The 16,164-nt window shown below is 74.1% G+C and carries 17 protein-coding genes; 10 read left to right on the top strand and 7 right to left on the bottom strand.

From position 1 onward, the window contains the following. The first annotated feature begins 123 nt into the window (after window positions 1–123). Genes FB558_RS12710 through otsB form a run of 3 tightly spaced genes read left to right on the top strand, consistent with a single transcriptional unit; the run spans window position 124 to window position 3,705 of the window. A complete protein-coding gene (locus FB558_RS12710; protein ID WP_246106392.1) occupies window positions 124–1,491 on the top strand; it encodes a threonine/serine exporter family protein in 1,368 nt (455 codons plus the stop codon). Window positions 1,492–1,522: 31 nt separating this feature from the next. Continuing rightward, window positions 1,523–2,953, top strand: a complete 1,431-nt coding sequence (locus tag FB558_RS12715; RefSeq protein WP_142052120.1) for an alpha,alpha-trehalose-phosphate synthase (UDP-forming) — start codon at window positions 1,523–1,525, stop codon at window positions 2,951–2,953. Then, entirely contained in the window at window positions 2,950–3,705 is a 756-nt protein-coding gene (gene otsB / locus FB558_RS12720) for a trehalose-phosphatase (protein WP_246106393.1), read from the top strand. The genes FB558_RS12715 and otsB overlap by 4 nt, the downstream gene beginning before the upstream one ends. Window positions 3,706–3,708: 3 nt before the next feature. Here the strand turns inward: otsB and FB558_RS12725 are convergent, their stop codons facing one another. Beyond that, window positions 3,709–4,098: a DUF3291 domain-containing protein gene (locus tag FB558_RS12725; protein WP_142052123.1), complete on the bottom strand. Its 390-nt coding sequence runs from the start codon at window positions 4,096–4,098 to the stop codon at window positions 3,709–3,711. Between the two features lie 87 nt (window positions 4,099–4,185). Here FB558_RS12725 and FB558_RS12730 point away from each other — a divergent pair, with 87 nt between their 5' ends. Continuing rightward, window positions 4,186–4,740 carry a TetR/AcrR family transcriptional regulator gene (locus FB558_RS12730; protein ID WP_142052126.1) on the top strand — a complete coding sequence of 185 codons (555 nt, stop codon included), beginning with the start codon at window positions 4,186–4,188 and terminating at the stop codon, window positions 4,738–4,740. 208 nt (window positions 4,741–4,948) lie between these two features. On the opposite strand, the gene FB558_RS12735 is transcribed toward FB558_RS12730, so the two are convergent. Beyond that, window positions 4,949–6,052, bottom strand: a complete 1,104-nt coding sequence (locus FB558_RS12735) for a LacI family DNA-binding transcriptional regulator (protein WP_142052130.1) — start codon at window positions 6,050–6,052, stop codon at window positions 4,949–4,951. A gap of 133 nt (window positions 6,053–6,185) precedes the next feature. On the opposite strand from FB558_RS12735, the gene FB558_RS12740 reads away from it, so the two are divergent. The 3 genes from FB558_RS12740 to FB558_RS12750 are packed head-to-tail and all read left to right on the top strand — an operon-like array spanning window position 6,186 to window position 8,877. Next, window positions 6,186–7,178: a metal ABC transporter solute-binding protein, Zn/Mn family gene (locus FB558_RS12740; protein ID WP_142052133.1), complete on the top strand. Its 993-nt coding sequence runs from the start codon at window positions 6,186–6,188 to the stop codon at window positions 7,176–7,178. Between the two features lie 5 nt (window positions 7,179–7,183). Continuing rightward, the gene (locus FB558_RS12745; RefSeq protein ID WP_211366335.1) at window positions 7,184–8,023 is read left to right on the top strand and encodes a metal ABC transporter ATP-binding protein; all 840 of its coding nucleotides are present in this window, start codon (window positions 7,184–7,186) and stop codon (window positions 8,021–8,023) included. Next, window positions 8,020–8,877: a metal ABC transporter permease gene (locus FB558_RS12750; RefSeq protein ID WP_425467996.1), complete on the top strand. Its 858-nt coding sequence runs from the start codon at window positions 8,020–8,022 to the stop codon at window positions 8,875–8,877. Before FB558_RS12745 ends, FB558_RS12750 begins: the two co-directional genes overlap by 4 nt. 306 nt (window positions 8,878–9,183) lie before the next feature. Here the strand turns inward: FB558_RS12750 and rlmB are convergent, their stop codons facing one another. Both rlmB and cysS read right to left on the bottom strand, forming a co-directional pair. After that, window positions 9,184–10,155 carry a 23S rRNA (guanosine(2251)-2'-O)-methyltransferase RlmB gene (gene rlmB, locus FB558_RS12755; RefSeq protein ID WP_142052135.1) on the bottom strand — a complete coding sequence of 324 codons (972 nt, stop codon included), beginning with the start codon at window positions 10,153–10,155 and terminating at the stop codon, window positions 9,184–9,186. After that, window positions 10,156–11,547, bottom strand: coding sequence for a cysteine--tRNA ligase (gene cysS, locus FB558_RS12760; protein WP_142052138.1), 1,392 nt, complete (start codon window positions 11,545–11,547; stop codon window positions 10,156–10,158). Between the two features lie 93 nt (window positions 11,548–11,640). Between cysS and FB558_RS12765 the strand changes: the two genes are divergently transcribed. Beyond that, complete coding sequence (locus FB558_RS12765) at window positions 11,641–12,066, top strand: VOC family protein (RefSeq protein ID WP_142052141.1); 426 nt, start codon at window positions 11,641–11,643, stop codon at window positions 12,064–12,066. Between the two features lie 73 nt (window positions 12,067–12,139). Here the strand turns inward: FB558_RS12765 and ispF are convergent, their stop codons facing one another. From ispF to FB558_RS12780, 3 genes are read right to left on the bottom strand one after another with little or no spacing between them, the layout of a single operon-like run. After that, on the bottom strand, window positions 12,140–12,604 hold the full coding sequence (gene ispF / locus FB558_RS12770; protein WP_142052144.1) for a 2-C-methyl-D-erythritol 2,4-cyclodiphosphate synthase: 465 nt from the start codon (window positions 12,602–12,604) through the stop codon (window positions 12,140–12,142). Next, window positions 12,601–13,320, bottom strand: coding sequence for a 2-C-methyl-D-erythritol 4-phosphate cytidylyltransferase (locus FB558_RS12775; RefSeq protein WP_142052147.1), 720 nt, complete (start codon window positions 13,318–13,320; stop codon window positions 12,601–12,603). Before FB558_RS12775 ends, ispF begins: the two co-directional genes overlap by 4 nt. Continuing rightward, entirely contained in the window at window positions 13,317–13,808 is a 492-nt protein-coding gene (locus FB558_RS12780; RefSeq protein WP_094921897.1) for a CarD family transcriptional regulator, read from the bottom strand. Before FB558_RS12780 ends, FB558_RS12775 begins: the two co-directional genes overlap by 4 nt. A gap of 299 nt (window positions 13,809–14,107) precedes the next feature. On the opposite strand from FB558_RS12780, the gene FB558_RS12785 reads away from it, so the two are divergent. Next, window positions 14,108–14,770, top strand: a complete 663-nt coding sequence (locus FB558_RS12785) for a copper chaperone PCu(A)C domain-containing protein (RefSeq protein ID WP_211366337.1) — start codon at window positions 14,108–14,110, stop codon at window positions 14,768–14,770. A 7-nt stretch (window positions 14,771–14,777) separates the two neighbouring features. Further along, a complete protein-coding gene (radA, locus tag FB558_RS12790; protein WP_142052153.1) occupies window positions 14,778–16,160 on the top strand; it encodes a DNA repair protein RadA in 1,383 nt (460 codons plus the stop codon). Window positions 16,161–16,164: the final 4 nt, after the last annotated feature.

A 16,164-nucleotide genomic window follows, 5' to 3' on the forward strand; every position in this document is an offset into this window, starting at 1 on the left:
GCGGCCATCCGCGCCGCATACCCTGGGCGGCATGCCGCAGTCGATCGTCGTCACGAGCGGCGTCCGTCCGGGCGGACCGGTATGACGCCAGGTCAGAGGTTCACGCGCCGGGTACGGAGTGCGTTGCGCCGGGAGGCGTACGGGCTGCTGCACGCCGGTCCTCCGTCCGTGCAGCTGATGCGGCCGCTGGGCCCGCGCGTCCCGGACGACGCCCGCGTGCAGCAGGTGCTCGACTTCTGCATGCGGGTGGGCGAGGTGTTGCTCTCCAGTGGCGAGAGCGCCGACGAGACGAGCCGGACGATGTTGCGGCTGGCGGCGGTGTCGGGCCTGTCGGCGGTCGACGTCGACATCACGTTCACGTCGCTCACGATGTGCTGCCACCGCGGGATGAGCGCGGCGCCGGTCACCTCGATGCGCCTGGTCCGCTACCGCTCGCTCGACCTGACCCGGCTCGAGGAGGTCGCGCGGATCATCGAGCGGCTGGAGCGGGCCGAGCTCGACCTCGACGCGGCCGCCACCGAGCTCTCCGAGGCCGTCAGCGCCCCGCACCCCTACCCGCGCTGGGTCGCCACCACGGGTTGGGCCGGGTTGGCGGGTTCCATCGCGCTCCTGCTCGGGGCGGCGCCGCTCACGGTGCTCGTCGCGTTCCTGGTCACCGCCTGCATCGACCGGCTCGGCCGGCTGCTCAACCGGTGGGGGCTGCCCGCGTTCTTCCAGCAGGTGGTCGGGGGCATGGTGGCCACGGGAGCGACCCTGGCGCTGTTCGCCGTCGGTGTGTTCCCACCGGGCACGCAACCCTCGCTGGTGGTCGCGGCGAGCATCACCGTGCTGCTGTCGGGCCTGTCGGTCGTCGGCACCGGGCAGGACGCGATCTCCAGCTACTACGTCACGGCGGCCGGCCGGGCCGCCGAGATCATGCTGCTCTCGGCGGGGCTGCTGACCGGCGTCGTGCTCGCCCTGAAGGTCGGGTTCGCGTTCGGCGTCGCGCTCGAGGTGGCCGGGGAGCTGCCGACGGGCGTGGCCCAGTTCGGCCTCTCCGCGCTCGCGGGCGCGCTCGCCGCCGCATCGTTCTCCCTCGCCGGGTACGCGCGACCCCGCCCGCTACTGGCCGCCGGGCTCGCCGGCACGCTGGGGTGGAGCACGTACGGCGCCCTGACGCAGGTGGCGGCCGTCGGCCCGATCGCCGCGACCGGCGCAGCGGCCGTGGTCGTCGGGCTCGCCACCGGCCTGCTGCGCCGGGTGGGCGGGGTCTCGCCGCTCGTCGTCACGCTCGCCGGCATCACGCCGCTGCTGCCCGGGTTCTCCGCCTACCGCGGCTTCTACCAGCTGGCGGTCGAGGGTCTCGCCGAGGGACTGGTCACCGTCACCATCGCGCTGGGCACCGGGCTGGCGCTGGCGGCGGGCGTCGCGTTCGGTGACTTCGTGGCACGACCGCGCCAACAACCCGTTCCCGATGCCTGGGACCCCCCATCGGAGGCCGAGCGGCAGTAAAGTCGGGTGCGCTGAGCGCACGAGGAGGAACATGCCGACCGGCTCCGCCCTGTCCGACGCCGAGTTCGTGGTGGTGGCCAACCGCCTTCCGGTCGACCTGGAGAAGCTCCCCGACGGCACGCAGCGCTGGAAGCGGAGCCCGGGCGGCCTTGTCACCGCGCTGGAACCGATGCTGCGCAGCCGCGAGGGCGCCTGGGTCGGCTGGCCCGGTCTGGCCGACGCCGAGGTCGAGCCGCTCGTCGAGGACGGCCTGCAGCTGCACCCCGTGATGCTGTCGTCGCAGGACGTCGAGGAGTACTACGAGGGCTTCTCCAACGGCACGCTGTGGCCGCTCTACCACGACGTGGTCGCCCCGCCGGCGTTCCACCGGCACTGGTGGCAGAGCTACGTCCGGGTCAACCAGCGCTTCGCCGAGGTCGTGGCCGACGTGGCCGCGAAGGGCGCCACCGTGTGGGTGCAGGACTACCAGCTGCAGCTGCTCCCGGCGGCGTTGCGGGAGCTGCGCCCCGACCTGCGGATCGGGTTCTTCCTGCACATCCCCTTCCCGCCCACCGAGCTGTTCATGCAGCTGCCGTGGCGCACCCGCATCGTGGAGGGCCTGCTGGGCGCCGACCTGGTCGGGTTCCACACCCCCGGCGGCGCTCGCAACTTCCGCTGGCTGGCCACCCGCCTCGCCGGCGCGAGCCCGGGCCACGGGCGCACCGAGGTCGTGGTGGACGGGCGCCCCGTCAAGCTCGGCGCCTACCCGATCTCGATCGACTCGGCCAACCTCGACCGGCTCTCCCGCACCCCCGAGGTCCTCGAGCGGGCCAAGCAGATCCGCTCCGACCTGGGCGACCCCGAGCGCGTCGTCCTCGGCGTCGACCGGCTGGACTACACCAAGGGCATCGACGTGCGGCTGCGCGCGTTCGAGGAGCTGCTCGTCGAGGGGCGGATCGACTCGGAAGACACCGTGATGATCCAGCTCGCCACCCCGAGCCGGGAGCGCGTCGAGCACTACCAGAAGATGCGCAACGACATCGAGCAGTCCGTCGGGCGGATCAACGGCGAGTACGCCCGCGTCGGGCACCCCGCGGTGCACTACCTGCACCAGGCGCTGCCGCGCGAGGAGCTGGCCGCGTTCTTCGTGGCCGCCGACGTCATGCTGGTCACCCCGCTGCGCGACGGCATGAACCTCGTCGCGAAGGAGTACGTCGCCTGCCGGCACGACAACGGCGGGGCGCTCGTGCTGTCCGAGTTCGCCGGTGCTGCGATCGAGCTCAAGGACGCGATCCTGGTGAACCCGCACGACACCGACGGCGTCAAGAACGCGCTGCACGCCGCCCTCACGCTCGACCCCGACGAGGGCAGGCGGCGGATGCGGGCGATGCGGCGCCAGGTCATGGGCCACGACGTCGACCGCTGGGCCCGCAGCTTCCTCGACGCTCTCGGACTCCCGCCGCCGGAGGGATCGCACTCGTGACGGACCTCGACGCTGCGGCCCGGGAGCTGGCGCGGGTGCCCCGCCTGCTCGTGGCCCTCGACTTCGACGGCGTGCTCGCCCCGATCGTCGACGTGCCGTCGCAGGCGCGGCCGCTCCCGGCCACCGCGGCGGCGATCGACGCGCTGGCGGGCCTGCCCGACACCACGGTCGCGCTGCTGTCCGGGCGCGGCCTCGCCGACCTGGCGACCGTGTCCGGCTTCGGCCGTCCGGTCCGCATGGTCGGCAGCCACGGCGGCGAGTTCGACGACGGCGACGCGGGCTCCCTGCTCGACGACGCGCAGCGCGCCCGGCTCGACCGGCTCGTCGCCGAGCTGCGCGAGCTCGTGGACGGCGAGCCGGGCGTCGCGCTGGAGGGCAAGCCGGCCGGGGTGGCCGTGCACGTGCGCAACGCGCCCCCCGAGGTCGCCACCCGGGTGCTGGACGCCGTCCGCGCCGGACCCGCCGCCCGCGACGGCATCGAGGTCACCCCGGGCAAGGCGGTGCTGGACCTCTCGGTCGTGCGGATGGACAAGGGCGCGGCGCTGGAGGTGCTGCGCGAGCGCGTCGACGCCGGGGCGGTGCTGTTCGCGGGCGACGACGTCACCGACGAGACCGCGTTCGCCCGCCTGCGCCCCGGCGACGTCGGGGTGAAGGTGGGCCCGGGCGACACGGCCGCCGAGCACCGCGTGGACGGGCCGCCGGACGTCGGCGCGCTGCTGGAGCTGTTGGTGCAGGTCCGCGGCGGGCGGTAGCGCTCAGCGCTGCTGCTCGGCGGAGGTCAACCGGCGTTCCGCCTCCTCCCAGGTGGGCAGGGTCCGGGCGGTCCAGAACCGGAAGACCGACTCGGCTATGACGCGGCGCTGCCGCCCCATCACGGCGCGGTGCGGCTCGGCCCGCACGGCCGCGTCCAGCCCGGCGCGGTCGTGCCACGCGCTGAGCGTCGCGAACTCGCGGCGCAACGGGTGCGCGACCAGGGAGAGGCCGACGACGCCGGGCGCCTTGCGCATCTGCGCGTGCACCCGCATCGCGTCGACGAAGAAGGGCAGCACGTGGCGCAGGCCGCGCACGCGGAAGCGCGACGCCATCACGACGACCTCCGCATCCGCTCCGGGGGTGGTCACGGTGATCCAGGGCAGGGTGGGCACGGCGTCTCCTCCATCGGTCTTGTCGTCGTCAAGATGCACCTGCGCCCGCTATCTTGTCAATGTAAAGACGCGCGGTAGGCTGACCGCGTGCCCTACCACCACGGTGATCTGCGACGCGCCCTGCTCGACAGCGCGCTCGAGGCGATCGACGAGCACGGCCCTGCCGCGGTCAGCCTGCGGGACGTGGCACGGCGGGCAGGGGTGTCCCACGCGGCGCCCACGCACCACTTCCGGGACAAGGCCGGCCTGCTCACGGCCCTCGCCACCGAAGGGTGGTCGCTGCTGGCCGACGCGCTGGGCGAGGCGGCCGACCGGGGCTTCGGCGAGGTCGGCGTCAGCTACGTCCTGTTCGCCACCTCCCACCCCGCGCACTTCGCGGTGATGCGCGCGCCCGGGCTCGCCCGCGGCGACGACCCGGAGCTCCGGGCGGCCATGCGCCGCGCAGAGGCACAGTTGCAGTCCGGCGCGGAGCGCTTCGAGGCCGGCAGCGAGAAGCCCTCCGCCACCACGCCCCTGGCCGCGTGGTCACTGGTGCACGGCCTGGCCGCCCTGATCCTCGAAGGCGCCGTCGCTCCGGAGCCGGGCTCGGACGTGGCCGCGCTCGCCCGCGCCGTCACCGGTCACCTGCGCCCGCCGCCCTGATCCGCGCGGCCGCCTGGCGTGATCGTCGGTTCGGCGCAGGAACGGCGACACGGAGCGTGTTGCCCAATCGTCAGGCTCCGCTGCAGGCGCCCACCCGACGAACGGCACCCTCGTCGGTCCCTAGCCGACGAAAGTGCCGTTCGTCATGCGGATCCCGCTCTTGGAGCTCCTGGGTCAGCCGCCCCACCACACGCGGCCGGGAGACCCGTCACCAGCCGGAGAAGAAGCGCTCCTCGGCCCGGGCACGGGCGCTCGTCGCACCGACGACGAGCTCGGTGGGCAGCGTGACGCGGCGCGGCCGGTTGCGGTCACCGCGCTCGAGCAGCAGCTCGCCGGCCACCCGGCCCTTCTCGAGCACGGGCTGGCGCACGGTCGTGAGCCCGGCGCGCTCGGCCTCGGGCACACCGTCGAAGCCGGTGATCGTGAGCTGGTCCGGCACCGCGAGGCCGCGCGCCGCCGCGTGCCGGAGCGCGCCGAGGGCGAGGATGTCGGAGGTGCAGATGACGGCCGTGAGGTCGGAGTGGGCCGCGAGCAGGGCGGCCGCGGCGTCCTGACCGGCGTCGACGCTGTGCTCGAAGCGCTCGTGCACCGGCACGCCCGCCCAGTCCACGCCGACCTCGGCCAGGCCGTCCCGGATCCCCGCCAGCCGGTCGCGCTGCACCGGGTAGGTGGCGCTCGCCTGCCGCTCGGCCGAGACGGGACCGTCGTTGCGCCCGGCCGCCAGGCGCATGCACAGCACACCCACCCGCCGGTGCCCGAGCCCGACGACGTGCCGGGTGAGCGCGAGCATGCCCGCGCGGTCGTCGACGCCGACCCGGTCCACCCCCTCGACGCCGGTGGGCTGGTCGCACACCACGGTGGGCAGCGGGCGTTCGAGCACCGCGAGGAAGTGCGGGTCGTCCTCCCGCACCGAGTAGACGACGAAGCCGTCGACGCCCGCCTGGTGCACGGTCGTGACGTCCACCTGCTCCGGGCTGACCGGCACCAGCAGCAGGCCCTGGCCCGCCTGCTCGCAGGCGAGCGCGAGACCTTCGAGGAACCCGGTGGCCGCCGGGTCGCGGAAGGCGTAGGACAGCGCCTCGGTGAGCAGCAGCCCGACGGCACCCGCCTTGCGCGTGCGCAGGGAGCGGGCCACGGGGTCCGGTCCCGGGTACCCGAGGCGGCGGGCCGCCTCCAGCACCCGCGCGCGCAGGGGTGCGGAGAGCTGGTCGGGGCGGTTGTACGCGTTCGAGACCGTTGTCCGTGACACACCGAGCTCGGCAGCCAGCGAGGCGAGAGTCGCAGGCCGGCGGACGTTGGGAGGCCCTGCCATCCGCGAACCGTAACGGTTCAGACACTCAGCGGGAAAGTCGTGTGACGCGGCCCTCGGGAGCCGTCTCCCATCACGGGTTAGAGTGAATCGACAACGGTTATCACTACTTACGATACGTCCGGGAGCACCGCCCATGCCGTACCGCCGCGCAGCCGTCGCCGCGTTCACCGCGCTCACCCTCGCCGGTTGCGGCGCGGGCGCCGAGGCACCCCCCGCCGAAGCGCCCGCGGGCGAGGCGCTCCCCGTCGTCGCGTCCACCAACGTCTACGGCAGCATCGTCGAGGCCGTCGGTGGCGACCGCGTCAGCGTGGAGTCGCTGATCGACGACCCCGCCGCCGACCCCCACTCCTACGAGAGCACCCCCGCCGACGCCGCCGCCGTCGCCGGAGCGCGGCTCGTCGTCACCAACGGGGGCGGCTACGACGACTTCGTGACGCAGCTCGTGGAGGCCTCCGGCGCCACCCCGACGGTGGTCGAGGCGACCGAGGTGTCCGGCCTCGAGCCCGCGGAGGAGCACGCCGAGGGCGAGGACCACGCCGCGGAGGAGCACGCCGCGGAGGAGCACGGGCACGAGCACGAGCACGGCGCGTTCAACGAGCACGTCTGGTACAGCCTGCCCGCCATGCAGGCCCTCGCGACGCGGCTGGCCACCGACCTCGGCGCGGCCGACCCGGCAGGCGCGGCCGAGTTCACGGCCAACGCGGAGGCGTTCAACGGGCAGGTGGCCGAGCTGCTCACCCGCACCGAGGCGATCGGCGCCGCCCAGCCCGGCACCCGGGTCGCCGTCACCGAGCCGGTTCCCGGCTACCTCGTCGAGGCGGCCGGCCTCACCGACGCCACGCCCGCGGCGTTCACCGAGGCCATCGAGGAGGACACCGACCCGCCGGCCGCAGTGCTCCAGGAGACGCTCGCCCTGTTCCAGGGCGACCCCGTACGGGCGCTGGTCGTCAACGCGCAGACCGAGACCCCCAGCACCGACCAGGTGCGCCAGGCGGCGCAGACTGCAGGGGTGCCCGTCGTGGAGATGACCGAGACGCTCCCGGAGGGCACGACCGACTACACCGCCTGGATGGGCGCCCAGATCGACGCCCTCGCCGGCGCGCTGGGGACCACGACCGGAAGCTGACGCCCGTGCCCGCACCTCCCACCACACCCGCGGACGCACCGCCCGTCACCGCACCCGCGGTGTCGCTGCGCGGCGCGCGCGTGAGCTTCGGGGACCGCACGCTGTGGGACGGTCTCGACCTGGACGTCGCGCCCGGCGAGTTCGTGGCGGTCCTCGGGCCCAACGGCTCGGGCAAGACCACGCTCGTGCGCGTGCTGCTCGGGCTGCTCCCGCTCGCCGCCGGAGAGGTCCGGATCGCGGGACGCCCGCCGCGGCGCGGGAGCCCGAGCATCGGCTACGTGCCGCAGCAGAAGTCGCTCGACCCGGACCTGCCGCTGCGCGGCCGCGACCTCGTCGGCCTCGGGCTGGACGGGCACCGGCTCGGCATCGGGTTCCGCGGGCGCCGGGAGCGCCGCGAACGCGTGGACGCAGCGCTCGCCGCTGTCGACGGCACCGCCTACGCCGACGCCCCGGTCGGCGTGCTCTCCGGCGGCGAGCAGCAGCGCCTGCGCGTGGCCCAGGCCCTCGTCGGCGGACCGGACGTGCTGCTGTGCGACGAGCCGCTGCTCTCGCTGGACCTGTCCCACCAGCGCACGGTCACCCGCCTGATCGACGAGCGGCGACGCGCGGCCGGCACCGCCGTGCTGTTCGTGACCCATGAGATCAACCCGGTGCTGCCGCTGGTCGACCGGGTGCTCTACCTGGTGGACGGGCGCTTCCGCATCGGCCCGCCCGAGGAGGTCATGACCTCCGAGGTGCTCTCGGAGCTCTACCGCACCCAGGTGGACGTCCTGCGGGTGCGCGGGCGGCTGGTGGTCGTCGGGGCCGAGGAGCGCGGCGAGCACTGCCACGAGGAGCAGGCGTGAGCGACATCATCGGAAGGCTGTTCAGTTTCGAGGGGATCGGCGAGCTCCTCGCCGCCGACTTCGTGCAGAACGCGCTCATCGCCTGCGCGTTGCTCGGCATCGTGGCCGGCACCCTCGCTCCCATGATCGTCGCGCGGGGGATGGCCTTCGCCGTGCACGGCAGCGCCGAACTCGCCTTCACGGGCGGAGCGGCTGCCCTGCTCCTCGGGATCAGCGTCGGGATCGGTGCCGCAGCTGGTGCGATCCTGGCCGGGGCGGTCTTCGGCGTCCTGGGCCTTCGCGAGCGTCAACGCGACTCGGCAATCGGCGTCGTACTCGCCTTCGGGCTCGGGCTCGGGGTTCTGCTGCTGGCGCTGTACAGCGGACGCGCGTCGAGCAAGTTCGGCCTGCTGGTGGGTTCCATCGTTTCCGTCACCCGCGAGGACCTCATCATCCTGGCCGTGACGGCAGCGGTGATCATCCTTGTTGCCACCGTGCTCTACCGACCGATCCTGTTCTCGAGCACAGACCCGGTAGTCGCCACCGCCCGCGGCATCCCGGTCCGCCAGTTGTCGGTACTGTTCGCCGTTCTCGTCGGACTGTTGACCGCCGTCGCCGTCCCGATCGTGGGCGCGATCCTGGTGCTGTCGGTCACGATCACTCCGGGCGCCGCGGCGGCGCGCCTCTCGAGCAATCCCGCGGTGGCGACGCTACTGGCGTTCATTTTCGCCGAGACGGCGCTCGTAGGCGGAGCACTCCTCTCCCTGGCGCCAGGACTTCCGATCTCGGGGTACGTGGCAGCCATCTCGTTCCTGATCTACATCTGCTGCCGGCTGCTCTCGAAACTGCGGGATACAGCGAAGCTGCCATCCTGACGCCAGTGCGGCTCACTCTGAGTGGGTAACCAGCACGAGTTCGAGCGCCGCTCGCTCCTCGGCGTCCTCGACCACGAACACCACGCGGAGGTCGGCCGTTGAGCGGTGGGAGTTCGCCTCGCGCGTGTAGTGCAGCAGGCGCCGGATAGTCCAGGTCCCGGGGCGGAGACCTCGTCCAGCACACGGAGGTGCTCGTCGCAGTTCAGGCCGCGAGTACCGCTGGCTCTTCGGCGCCCCACCCGGGCGGGACGCCGCGCGGCTGCGAACGCCGTCATGCGGCCCGGGTGCGGCAGCTCCCCTGAGCCCTCAGCCCAGGCGCCGCTGGCGGGCCACCTCGGCCAGCACCACACCGGCCGCCACCGAGGCGTTGAGCGACTCGACGGCCCCGGACAGCGGGATCGAGACCGTGACGTCGCAGGTCTGCTTGACCAGCCGCGACAGGCCCTTGCCCTCCGACCCGATGACCAGCACGAGCGGGTCGGTGGCGAGCTCGAAGTCGTCGAGCGACACGCTGCCCTCGGCGTCCAGCCCGGCGACCATGAAGCCGGCGGTGGCGTACTCGCGCAGGGTGCGGGTGAGGTTGGTGGCACGCGCCACGGGGACCCGCGCGGCCGTGCCCGCGGAGGTGCGCCACGCGACGGCCGTCATGCCGGCTGCCCGCCGCTGCGGGACGACCACGCCGTGCCCGCCGAACGCGCCGACCGAGCGGACCACGGCACCGAGGTTGCGCGGGTCGGTCACCCCGTCGAGGGCGACGATGAGGCCCGGCGACGGCGACTCGCTCGCGATCTCCAGCAGCTCGTCGGGGTGTGCGTAGGCGTAGGGCGGCACCTGCAGGGCGAGCCCCTGGTGCAACGCGCCGCCGGTGATCCGGTCCAGATCGGCCCGCGGCACCTCGAGGATCGAGATCCCCCGGTCCGCGGCCAGCTGGACGGCCTCGGCGACGCGCTCGTCGGCGTGCGTGCCCAGCGCGACGTGCAGCGCGGTGGCCGGGACGCCCGCGCGCAGGCACTCCACGACCGGGTTGCGGCCCAGCACCGTCTCCGGGGTCTCCCCGTCACCGGGGCGGCGCCGGTTGGCACCACCGCCCGACTTCGACTGGGCGGCAGCGGCCCGGTTCGCGCGCCGCGCCGCCGGGTGCCCGGGCCGCATCTCGGCGGGCGGTGTGGGGCCCTTGCCCTGCAGCGCGCGACGGCGCTGGCCGCCGGAACCGACGACCATGCCCTTCTTGGTGCCTTCCTTGCGCATCGCTCCGCGGCGCTTGGAGTTGCCGGCCATCTATGCGTCCTTCAGGGTCCAGGTGGGGCCGTCGGGGGAGTCCTCCACGGACACCCCTGCGGCGGTGAGGCGGTTGCGCACCTCGTCGGCGGCCGCGAAGTCGCGGCGGGCCCGCGCCTCCTGGCGCTGCGCGAGGAGGTCCTCGACGAGTGCGGTGAGCGCGCCGGTGGCGGTGTCGGCCGAGCGGTCGTCCTCGGCCCAGTGCGGATCGAGGGGGTCGAGGCCGAGGACGCCCGTCATCGCGCGCACGGACGAGGCCGCGCCGCTCGCCGCGGCACGGTCGCCGCTGTCGAGTGCGGTGTTGCCCTCGCGGACGGTGGCGTGGACGGCGGCGAGCGCCGCGGGAGTGCCCAGGTCGTCGTCCATCGCCGCGCTGAACTCCGCGCACAGCATCCCCGGCTCCGGCGTGCCGACCCGCTCCCGCACCCGGTGCACGAACGACTCGATCCGCCGGTAGGCGGCCACCGACTCCTGCAGCGCGGTGTCGGAGTACTCGATCGACGAGCGGTAGTGCGGGCCCACGAGGTAGTAGCGCAGCTCGACACCGCGCACCCGCTGCAACAGCGCCTCGATCGAGAGCGTGTTGCCCAGCGACTTGGACATCTTCTCGCCGCCCATGGTGACCCAGGCGTTGTGCAGCCAGTACCGGGCGAACGGGTCGCCCGCGGCGTTCGACTGCGCGCGCTCGTTCTCGTGGTGGGGGAACACCAGGTCGAGCCCGCCGCCGTGGATGTCGAACTCGGGGCCCAGGTAGTTCGTGGCCATCGCCGAGCACTCCAGGTGCCAGCCCGGACGCCCCCGCCCCCAGGGCGTGGGCCAGGACGGCTCGCCGGGCTTCGCGGCCTTCCACAGCGTGAAGTCCTGCGCGTCCCGCTTGGCGCCGGTGTCGCCCTCGCCCTGCGCGACGTCGTCGACCCGCTGGTGCGACAGCTGCCCGTAGCCCGGGAACGAGCGCACCGCGAAGTAGACGTCGCCGCCCGCCGCGTAGGCGTGGCCGCCCGCGACCAGGCGCTCGATGAGCTCGACCATCTGCGTGACGTGCCCGGTGGCGCGCGGCTCGATCGAGGCCGGCAGGCAGCCCAGCGCGTCGAAGGCCCCGGTGAAGGCCCGCTCGTGCGTGGCGGCCCACTCCCACCACGGCCGGCCGGCCTCTGCGGACTTGCGCAGGATCTTGTCGTCGATGTCGGTGACGTTGCGGACCAGCACGACGTCGAGCCCGCCGTGGCCGAGCCAGCGGCGCAGGACGTCGTAGTTGAGGGAGGAGCGGACGTGCCCGATGTGCGGCAGGCCCTGCACCGTGGCCCCGCACACGTACATCGACGCAGCCCCGGCCCGCAGCGGGACGAAGTCCCGCTGCATCCTCGTGGCGGTGTCGTGCAGGCGGAGGCTCACGTCTCCAGGGTACGGAGCCGGTGTGGCGTCCATCGCGCGCGGTGTTCCGTTTCGTCCACGACGGGCCCCATCGGGTGGCGCCACCATCTCGTCATGACCACGCACCACATCACCGGCCTGCGCCCGAAGCTCGTCGTCGAGGGCGCGGACGCCGCTCTCGACTTCTACGGCCGCGCCCTCGGCGGCACCGTCACCGAGCGCCACACCGACGCGGACGGACGCGTCGTGCACGCCATGATCGAGGCGGGCCCGATCCGCTTCGCCGTCAAGGACGCGGGGTACGGGGATCCCGCCCCGTCGGGCGACGGCATCCCGGTGATTTTGTCCCTTGACGTCGCCGATGCGGACGCGGTGGCCGAGCGGATGCTCGACGCGGGCGCCACCGTGATGCACCCGATCGCCGACCACGGCTACGGCTCCTACGACGGCCGCCTGCGCGACCCGTTCGGCCACCAGTGGCTGATCGCCCAGCGGATCGGGGCACCCACCCCCGAGCAGGTCCAGGAACGCGTCGGCTGACGCGCGGGCGGACGGACATCGCAGCAGAGCCACTTTCATGCCATGTGGTTGCGTGAAAGGGGCTTCGCTGCAATCAGGCCGGGAGCAGGAGGGCGGTCGCGACCGCCGCCAGGCCCTCGCCGCGGCCGGTGAGGCCCAGGCCGTCCGTCGTCGTGCCGGACACCGCCACCGGGCCGCCGAGCACCTCGGAGAGGACCTGCTGCGCCTCGGCGCGGCGGGTGCCGATCTTCGGGGCGTTGCCGATCACCTGGACCGCGGCGTTGCCGAGCGCCCAGCCCTGCGCGGCCACGAGCCTGCGCACCTCGCCGAGCAGTGCCACGCCGCTCGCACCCGACCACTCCGGGCGCCCGGTGCCGAACACCGCGCCGACGTCGCCCAGTCCGGCAGCCGAGAGCAGCGCGTCGCACAGCGCGTGCGCGGCGACGTCACCGTCGGAGTGCCCCGCGCAGCCGTCCACCCCGTCCCAGCGCAGCCCGGCCACCCAGCACTCGCGTCCGGGCTCCACCGGGTGCACGTCCGTGCCGATCCCGATCCTCACAGCGCGATCGTCCCCTCCGCCACCAGCTCGGCGAGCTCCAGGTCCCACGGGCTGTGCACGGCGAACGCCGCCGGGTGCCCGGGCACGGTGTGCACCGCCCCGCCGGCCGCGGTGTGGCGGCGGACGACGTCGAGCGGGTCGCCGCCGAGCTCGGCGGGCAGGAGGTCGGCACGGACGGCGAGCGGGGTCTGCAGGACCCGCAGCTGCGAGCGGTCCGGTGTGCCGGTGACGACGCCGGCACGTACGCGCTTGACGGTGTCGGTCAACGGCAACACGGGTACCGCCATGCCGTGACCGCCACGTACGGCAGCGACGACGGCCGCGGCCAGCGCGCCCGGGGCGAGCGGACGGCAGGCGTCGTGCAGGAGCACGATCTCCTGCACACTCGCCGTGGCGACGGCGTCACTTCCCGTGCCGGGCGATCGTTGAGCGGCGTGTGCCCCGACACCCCGAAGCGCGTGCTGCCCGGCCGCGCGCACGCTGACGGGCAGCGCGGCGCAGGCCTGCTGGAGCTCCCGGTGCTGCGCCGGGGCCGCCAGCACGACGACCCGGTCGACGAGACCCGAGGCGAGCAGCGTGCGCACGGCACGCGCCACCGCGGGCACGCCCAGCACCGGCGTGAGGGCATGCGCCGAACCGGCGACGACCGCCGCGACAACGGGCTCGCGACGGTCGACGGACGGCTCGGCGGTTCCGGGCAGAGCGACCGCGCTCAGGCGTTCGCGGTGGCCAGCACCTCGTCGAGCAGGACCTCGGCCCGCTCCTCGTCGGTGCCCTCGGCGAGCGCGAGCTCGCTGACGAGGATCTGCCTAGCCTTGGCCAGCATGCGCTTCTCGCCCGCGGACAGGCCGCGGTCCTTCTCGCGCCGCCACAGGTCGCGCACGACCTCGGCGACCTTGTTCACATCACCGGAAGCCAGCTTCTCGAGGTTGGCCTTGTACCGGCGGGACCAGTTCGTGGGTTCCTCGGTGTGCGGGGCGCGGAGCACCTCGAACACCCGATCCAAACCCTCTTGGCCCACCACGTCGCGGACGCCGACCACCTCGGCGTTCTCGGCGGGAACACGCACCGTGAGATCACCCTGCGCGACCTTGAGGACGAGGTACTTGCGCTCCTCGCCCTTGATCGTCCGAGTCTCGATGGCCTCGATGAGAGCGGCACCGTGGTGCGGGTAGACGACGGTCTCTCCGACCTTGAAAACCATGTGTCCTCTGCCCCTTTCGCTTCCTCCAGGTTAACACGCCCGAACCCGCCTTCGCTCCCCGGTGTGCACTGTCGTCGCAGGTCAGGGGATTGACAATGGCGACGAAACGTGCAGGTGAGCGTGCACCGGAGGGTCGGAGGGGACCGCGACCAGCGCTGCTACCGGTGGCGTTAGGCTTTCCGTGGTCGCACCCGGCGACCGCCCGCGCGATCACGCCGGGCGCACCGCGTCCGCATCCGTCGCGCCGCCGATCCAGGAGGCCAGGCGGGATGCCAGGCGACAGGAAGGACGTCACCCTCGTGAGCGACCGAGCGCGCCGCCGCCCCACACGAGCCGCACTCGCCGCAGGCACCCTGATCGGGGCCCTCGCGCTCGCCGGTTGCGGGGCGGGTCAGATCACGCAGACCAGCGACCAGGTCGCCGCCGTCGAAGGCGCGAACGCGACCGCGGGGCAGATCGCGGTCCGCAACGCCACCTTCGAGTTCGACGGCCCCGTCGAGGGCGACGCGGTCCACGCCGTGGGGGCCGACGCCCCGCTGTCGATGACGATCGTCAACACCGGCGCCGAGCTGGACCGGCTGGTGTCGGCCAGCAGCCCGGTGGCGACCACCGTGCAGATCACCGGCGACATGCGGGTCTCCGGTGGCCAGGCGCTCGCCGTGCGCGGCGCTCCCGCGGCCCCGGCACCCGCGCCCGCCGACGCCGCAGCCGCGCCGGGCGAGGAGGCGACGCCGGGCGAGGAGCCCGCCACCGGCACGACCCCCGAGGCCGCCGCCGTCGCCCCGCTGCCCATCGACGAGGGGACCCCCGGTGTGGCGAACATCGTGCTCAGCGGGCTGCGGGAGGACATCCAGGCCGGCCGCACCTACCCGCTCGTGCTGACCTTCGAGCGCGCGGGCGAGCTGCGGTTCGAGGTCCCCGTGGCCAACCCGGACACCCTGCGCGAGAGCGGGCACGCGTAGCGCCGGCGTGACCACGCGCACGCGGTCCGCGCGCAGCGGCTACCGCTGCACCGAGTGCGGGCACCAGGCCGCGCAATGGGTGGGCTGCTGCCCCACCTGCCAGGCCTGGGGCACGCTCGAGGAGAGCGCTCCGAGCGCGCCCGCCCGTCCCCGCCAGCGCGTCGCCGCCGGTGCGCCGAGCGCGCCCGCCCGCCGCATCGGTGACGTCGCGCTCGACGCCGCCCGCGCCCGTCCCACCGGGGTCTCCGAGCTCGACCGCGTGCTGGGCGGCGGCCTCGTCCCCGGCGCGGTCGTGCTGCTGGCCGGGGAGCCGGGCGTCGGCAAGTCGACGCTGCTGCTCGAGGTCGCCGCGCAGGTGGCGCGCAGCGGGCGGGTGTTGTACGTCACGGGTGAGGAGTCCGCGGGGCAGGTGCGGTTGCGCGCCGAGCGCACCGGCGCCGTGCACGACGAGCTCTACCTCGCCGCCGAGTCCGACCTCGGCGCGATCATCAGCCACCTCGACGAGCTGCGCCCCGACCTGCTGATCGTCGACTCGGTGCAGACGATGTCCAGCAGCGAGGCCGACGGCGCGCCGGGCGGGGTCACCCAGACCCGCGCGGTCACCGTCGCGCTCACCGGGCTGGCCAAGGAGCGCGGCCTGCCCGTGCTGCTCGTCGGGCATGTGACGAAGGAGGGCGGCATCGCGGGCCCCCGGGTGCTGGAGCACGTCGTCGACGTCGTGCTCGCGTTCGAGGGGGACAAGCACTCCACCCTGCGCATGGTGCGCGGGATCAAGAACCGCTTCGGGCCCGCCGACGAGGTGGGCTGCTTCGAGATGCGCGACGCCGGCATCGTCGGCATGCCGGACCCCTCGGGGCTGTTCCTGGCCCGGTTCGGCGGCCCGCCGGTACCGGGCACGGCCGTCACCGTGGTGATGGACGGCAGGCGCCCGCTGCCCGCCGAGCTGCAGGCCCTCGTCACGGGCAGGGACATCCCGAGCCCGCGCCGCGCCGTCAGCGGCCTCGACAACGCCCGCGTCGCGATGCTGCTCGCCGTCCTGGAGAAGCGGGCGGGCGTGCGGCTGCACGACGCGGAGGTGTACGCGGCCACGGTCGGGGGCATGCGGGTGGTCGAGCCGGCCGCCGACCTCGCGCTCGCGCTGGCGATCACCTCGGCCCGCCGGGACGTCGCGCTCCCCGCCGACGTCGTGGTCCTCGGCGAGCTCGGACTCGCCGGTGAGGTCCGCCGGGTCACCGGCCTCGACCGCAGGCTCGCCGAGGCCGCCCGGCTGGGCTTCACCCACGCCCTCGTCCCGCCCGACAGCGGGCAGGCACCCGAGGGCATGCGGCTCACCGAGGTCCGCGACGTGGGCGTGGTCCTCGACGCGATCCGCCCGTCCCGGGGGCAGTGAGCCG

Source organism: Pseudonocardia kunmingensis, assembly GCF_006716445.1.
Taxonomy (GTDB): domain Bacteria; phylum Actinomycetota; class Actinomycetes; order Mycobacteriales; family Pseudonocardiaceae; genus Pseudonocardia; species Pseudonocardia kunmingensis.

Excerpts from the sequence above, each read along its gene's own strand:
- FB558_RS12735 (WP_142052130.1), bottom strand. The coding sequence starts at position 6,052 with ATGGCAGGGCCTCCCAACGTCCGCCGGCCTGCGACTCTCGCCTCGCTG.
- FB558_RS12715 (WP_142052120.1), top strand. The coding sequence starts at position 1,523 with ATGCCGACCGGCTCCGCCCTGTCCGACGCCGAGTTCGTGGTGGTGGCC.
- FB558_RS12780 (WP_094921897.1), bottom strand. The coding sequence starts at position 13,808 with ATGGTTTTCAAGGTCGGAGAGACCGTCGTCTACCCGCACCACGGTGCC.
- FB558_RS12765 (WP_142052141.1), top strand. The coding sequence starts at position 11,641 with ATGACCACGCACCACATCACCGGCCTGCGCCCGAAGCTCGTCGTCGAG.
- rlmB (WP_142052135.1), bottom strand. The coding sequence starts at position 10,155 with ATGGCCGGCAACTCCAAGCGCCGCGGAGCGATGCGCAAGGAAGGCACC.
- FB558_RS12740 (WP_142052133.1), top strand. The coding sequence starts at position 6,186 with ATGCCGTACCGCCGCGCAGCCGTCGCCGCGTTCACCGCGCTCACCCTC.